Origin of the sequence: Rhodococcus sp. IEGM 1379 (assembly GCF_030056815.1) — a bacterium.
Taxonomy (GTDB): domain Bacteria; phylum Actinomycetota; class Actinomycetes; order Mycobacteriales; family Mycobacteriaceae; genus Rhodococcus_F.
This window is the reverse complement of sequence record NZ_JASHKR010000082.1, coordinates 14,192-19,687: the sequence shown is the minus strand read 5'-3', so window position 1 is coordinate 19,687 and position 5,496 is coordinate 14,192. Positions and strand designations below refer to the sequence as shown.

Annotated in this window: 7 protein-coding genes; all 7 read right to left on the bottom strand. The window is 62.2% G+C overall.

All coding sequences use genetic code 11. From position 1 onward, the window contains the following. Positions 1-570: DUF6779 domain-containing protein (locus QM600_RS25065; protein WP_349307288.1), on the bottom strand; the 570-nt coding region annotated here is incomplete at its 3' end. 69 nt (positions 571-639) lie between these two features. Further along, positions 640-1,107 carry a DUF3180 domain-containing protein gene (locus QM600_RS25060; RefSeq protein WP_283264382.1) on the bottom strand — a complete coding sequence of 156 codons (468 nt, stop codon included), beginning with the start codon at positions 1,105-1,107 and terminating at the stop codon, positions 640-642. Positions 1,108-1,124: 17 nt separating this feature from the next. Continuing rightward, positions 1,125-1,628 (bottom strand): 2-amino-4-hydroxy-6-hydroxymethyldihydropteridine diphosphokinase, encoded by a 504-nt coding sequence (folK, locus tag QM600_RS25055; RefSeq protein ID WP_283264380.1) that lies wholly within the window; start codon positions 1,626-1,628, stop codon positions 1,125-1,127. Next, positions 1,625-1,990, bottom strand: coding sequence for a dihydroneopterin aldolase (gene folB, locus QM600_RS25050; RefSeq protein ID WP_094270990.1), 366 nt, complete (start codon positions 1,988-1,990; stop codon positions 1,625-1,627). The genes folK and folB overlap by 4 nt, the downstream gene beginning before the upstream one ends. Before the next feature lies 1 nt (position 1,991). Next, positions 1,992-2,804, bottom strand: coding sequence for a dihydropteroate synthase (gene folP, locus QM600_RS25045; protein WP_283264386.1), 813 nt, complete (start codon positions 2,802-2,804; stop codon positions 1,992-1,994). A 44-nt stretch (positions 2,805-2,848) separates the two neighbouring features. Beyond that, the gene (gene folE / locus QM600_RS25040) at positions 2,849-3,466 is read right to left on the bottom strand and encodes a GTP cyclohydrolase I FolE (RefSeq protein ID WP_094270989.1); all 618 of its coding nucleotides are present in this window, start codon (positions 3,464-3,466) and stop codon (positions 2,849-2,851) included. 59 nt (positions 3,467-3,525) lie between these two features. Further along, the coding region (ftsH, locus tag QM600_RS25035) for an ATP-dependent zinc metalloprotease FtsH (protein WP_283264378.1) at positions 3,526-5,496 on the bottom strand (1,971 nt) is incomplete at its 5' end.

Sequence of the window (5,496 nt, the reverse complement as noted above, 5' to 3'; positions counted from 1 at the left end):
CCCGCCGCCCTGGGCACTCGGCGATCCGGTGGCATTTTGCCCGGCGCCGGGTACATACAGACCAGATGCAGCCGGCTGATAAGCCCGATACGGGCCTCCGCCAAGTTCTCCGACGCGGGTCGAATCAGCTTTCAGAGCGGGCCGCTCAGGGAGCAGACCACCGTCGAAGAGTGCTTCGAGATTGCGTCGCAGCGCCACCAGTTCCGCTCGCAGAGCTGACAGTTCTTCGGCGTCGGCACTGACTTCGCGGCGGACGCGACCCTCGACACTCAATTCGTATTCTCGTCGCGCAGAGATCTCACGCTCGAGCTGCAGCTCGTAGACGGTCTGCAGATCTGCGACCTTGGCTTTGTCGAGCGCTGATTCGCGACGGTATTTGGTCATCGCGATCGCGCCCAGGGTGGCTGCCCAAAGCGCCACCACCAGTCCCACGCGAAGGAGCTGAACACTGTTACTGAAGATCAGAAACAGTGATGCGATGACGGCGAGAGCAAGAAGACCGGCAACGATCATCTGGCTCGCGCTGCGCTTGCTACGGCGCGCAGACTTCGATCGACCAGAATTCGTCATGGTTGCCAGGGTACTGGTCAAGCACGCGCGAGCCACGGACCTTATCTACGCGATTCGCCCACCACGCCTTCAGTGAGCTGGCTCGTCAGGTGTATCTTCCGGCGTCCGGCAACAGTGTTCGAGCCACAAAGCTGCTGCTACCAGTGCAATTGCGGCACCCAATCCGACCCACGCCCCCGGCGTGTCAGCGGCGGCGGCCCTCAAAACCGATCGTTGTGGGATGAGATACACCAACGCCCCAATCCACACACCAGCGGTAGCTGAACCGACCAAAACGGACGCTTTGGCGAGTGCGAGTATCCGAGCAGCGGTGATCGGATGAAGTTGTCGGTACCCGTCACCGACCTGTCGCTCTTTGATCCTGGACCGAACGACAAACGCGATCACAACTTCGGCGACGGCAACCAAATACAGCGAAGCACCTGCGTAAACGGGAATCGGCGGCATCGAACCGTAGAACACACGAATCAGAATCCACGTGGCGACCGCCGCCACCACTGCCAAAACCAGTAGTTCACTGATCTTTGTCGGCTTCATCCCCTGATCCTCTTCAGTCACCGAAGGAGAACCGAATTTGTTGCGAGCACTCCGTCTCGCTCCGATTGATCAAGACCCTGAAGTATCTGCGCCGCCGACACCACGGCACCATCGATCACCAACGTCGCGCCCGGATCGACGTCGAGCCAGGGAACGAGAACAAATGCCCGCTGATGCGCGCGCGGGTGCGGCAAGGTCAACTCCGGATCGGCACTGACAATCCCTTCACAGTCCACGACGTCGACGTCCAGACTGCGCGGCCCCCACCGCTGATCCCGAATCCGATCAGCATCTTCTTCGAGTTTCCGAGCCCGCAAAAGCCAGTCGTAGCTGCCGGCATTCGGATCGTCGACCAGGATCACGGCGTTGAGGAAATCCTGCTGCTCGACGCCACCCCACGGGGCCGTCGAATACACCGGCGACACTGCGACGATGACGTCGCCGAGTCCGTCCACCGCAGCCTGCAGATGAGCCAGGCTGTCTCCGATGTTGGAACCGATCGACAGAACGGCCCGAGTCATTTCTGCCTCGTCCGATAAGCGACGACAGCAACGTCGGCAAAAACCAACGGAATAGGCGCCGACGGCTTGTGAACGACAACCTCGACGCTCTCCACCCGCGCATCGGTCATCACGTTGTCTGCGATCTCAGCGGCAACAGTCTCGATGAGATCCCGCGACGGACCGCCGACGATCGCTGCGGCAGCCTCGGCTAACTCCCCGTAATGCAGGGTGTGCTCGAGATTGTCCGACGCGGCCGCCGGAGCCAGATCCATCCACACAGTGATGTCGATGAAAAAGTCTTGGCCATCACGCTTTTCGTGGTCGAAGACGCCGTGGTTTCCTCGAACCTTCAGCCCTCGCAACTCGATCCGATCACCCATGTCAGGCCCTTTCCCGTCCGCGCGACCAGGCTGCGACAACCGCAACGGCATCGAGTGACGCCTGCGCGTCGTGCACACGAACGCCCCACGCGCCGTCACGCGCAGCAAGTGCTGAAACAACAGCCGTCGCGGTTTCGCGACCTGCCGGTGGCCTCGGGGTTCCGTCGAAATCGCGCAGTAGTGACCCGAGGAAACGTTTACGTGACGCTCCCACAAGTACGGGAAATCCCAAGGCATTGAACTCGGGCAGTGCATGCAGCAACGCCCAGTTGTGGTCGGCGTTCTTCGCGAAACCCAGACCCGGATCAAGAATGATCGCGGACGGATCGACGCCGGCTTTCAATGCGCAGTCAACCTGGGTCATCAGTTCTTCGCGCACATCCCGAACGACGTCGTCGTAATGATCGGCGCCACCCCCGTGCACGTAATCGCTCGCCGAGCGCCAATGCATCAGAATCCACGGGACACCGGCGTCAGCAACCACTGCTGCCATATCGGAATCGGCGCGACCACCGGATACGTCGTTGACAATCGCTGCACCGGCTTCGATTGCGGCAGCGGCAACCGACGCCCGCATCGTGTCGACGCTGCAACGGATCCCTGCGGCTACAAGTTCTTCGATGACCGGCACGACACGAGCCACTTCGAGTTCCGAATCGACTCGAATTGCGCCCGGCCTGGTCGATTCGCCGCCGACATCGACGATGTCGACACCGATAGTTTGAAGTTCGAGTCCACGTGCGACAGCCGCATCGCGATCGAGGAAACGACCACCGTCCGAAAACGAATCCGCAGTGACGTTGAGAACTCCCATCACCTGCGTCCGGGCCGGTGTTACTCCCGCTGAGTTCACGTCAATCACTTACGAAGTATGAGGTCCAGAGCCTCGGAACGCGAAGCTGCACTGGACTGCAGAAGCCCACGAACAGCCGACGTCGTTGTGCTCGCTCCGGGCTTGCGAATGCCACGCATTGCCATGCACAAGTGCTCGGCCTCGATGACGACGATGGCACCGCGAGGATCGAGCTTGCGCATCAGAGCGTCTGCGATCTGGCTGGTCAGACGTTCCTGCACCTGCGGCCGCTTGGCATACAGATCGACCACGCGAGCAAGCTTGGACAGACCTGTGACCTTTCCGGATTTACCCGGAATGTAGCCGACGTGGGCGACCCCGTGGAAGGACACCAGGTGGTGCTCGCAGGTGGAGAACATCGGAATGTCTCGCACTAACACCAATTCCTGGTGGCCTTCGTCGAACGTCGTGTTGAGCGCCTCGTCCGGTTCGGTGTACAGCCCGGCGAAGATCTCCCGGTACGACCGTGCCACACGGGCCGGGGTATCGATCAGCCCTTGACGGTCGGGATCTTCGCCCACCGCGATCAGCAATTCACGAACTGCTGCCTCTGCCCGGGCCTGATCGAACTGGCGCCCCGTTCCGAGCGACACCAGATCACTGGCTACATCATTCACCGACAACCGAACGCTCCTCGAAAAGTTATTTCATTGCCCCGTCGCACGAGCCTAGCGGCGAGTGATCAACGAGATCCGTCCGGTCCGTCCCAGCGCATCGTGCTCGGACCTTCGTCTCCCGAAGTACCGTTCTGTTCAGGTTCCGGTGCCTGCCACTGCCCCTGGCTTTCGACACCGGAATTACCGCGGTTCGGATCAGCGAACGGGCCACCGTTCGGATACTGCACCGGGTAGTTCGGCTGAGCCGGCGGCTGTCCCTGATACTGCTGTCCCGCGTGCTGCTGCGGACCGGGGTACTGCTGCTGGTTGGGGTGCTGCTGCTGGTTGGGGTGCTGCTGCTGGTTGGGGTGCTGCTGCTGACTGGGGTGCTGCTGCTGACTGGGATATTGCTGTTGCTCGGGATATGCCTGCTCACCCGGGTGACTCTGCGGCTGACCGTACTGACCGGGAACGGGCCCCGCACCGGGGTTCTGTCCCGGGTTGGGGGCACCCTGGTATCCGCCGGACTGCTGGCCGGGGTAAGCCTGCGTCGGGTTTTCGCGCGGCGGCCACCCTGGAGCAGACCAACCGGCAGGCGCACCGTAGTCGGGCGTACCCGGCTGCGGTGTGGGCTGCTGGGGCACGGACTGCTGGGGAGCGTTGGGCTGCACGTAACCGTTGGAAGGTCCACCGTTCGCAACAGCAGACGCACCGGCCTTAACCAATACGGGTGCTGGGACAGGCTCCGGCCACGTTTCTCCGCGCTCGATTGCCAATTCACGAGGTGTCTTGACCGGCGGACGATCCGAAGGCGTGCGGCCACCGAAATCATTGAAAGCCGTGATGCGCGGACGCTTTTCGACGCCGACAAGAATCTTCTCGAGGTCCTTGCGCGTCAACGTTTCACGTTCGAGCAGTTCAGTAGCAATGAGGTCGAGTGCGTCACGGTACTCACTCAGGATTGCCCAGGCTTCGGTGTGCGCGGCCTCGATGAGGTTGCGCACCTCCTCGTCGATTTCGCGAGCGATCTCGTGCGAGTAGTCGGACTGCACGCCCATCGAACGGCCGAGGAACGGATCGCCGCCCTCCTGGCCGTAGCGGACTGCACCGAGCTTGGCGCTCATGCCGTATTCGGTGACCATCGCGCGAGCGATCTTGGTAGCCATGTCGATATCCGAAGAAGCGCCGGTGGTGGGCTCGTGGAACACCAGTTCCTCGGCAGCGCGTCCACCCATTGCCATGACCAGACGAGCGATCATCTCGGATCGCGTCATCAAGCCCTTGTCGTCCTCGGGCACCGTCATTGCGTGGCCGCCGGTGCGGCCGCGAGCGAGGATGGTGACCTTGTAGATGGGCTCGATATCAGGCATCGCCCAGGCCGCGAGAGTGTGTCCACCCTCGTGGTACGCGGTGATCTTTCGTTCGTGCTCACTGATGATGCGGCTCTTACGACGCGGTCCGCCGACGACGCGGTCGACGGATTCCTCGAGTGCGGCTTCCGTGATGACCGTGCCGTTCTCGCGGGCCGTAAGCAGTGCAGCTTCGTTGATGACGTTGGCGAGGTCGGCACCGGACATACCGACGGTCCTCTTCGCGAGACCTTCGAGGTCTGCGTTGGGGTCGATCGGCTTGCCCTGCGAATGGACTCGCAAGATTGCGCGACGGCCGGCGAGGTCCGGAGCGCCGACGGGGATCTGACGGTCGAAACGGCCGGGACGCAGCAGAGCCGGATCGAGGATGTCGGGACGGTTGGTTGCAGCGATCAGGATGACGCCGGTGCGGTCACCGAAGCCGTCCATCTCGACGAGCAACTGGTTGAGCGTCTGCTCGCGCTCGTCGTGTCCGCCGCCGAGGCCTGCGCCACGCTGACGGCCGACCGCGTCGATCTCGTCGACGAAGATGATGCAGGGACTGTTCTGCTTGGCCTGCTCGAACATGTCGCGAACACGCGAAGCACCGACGCCGACAAACATCTCGACGAAATCGGAACCGGAGATGGTGAAGAACGGAACGCCGGCTTCGCCTGCGACAGCGCGAGCGAGCAGCGTCTTACCGGT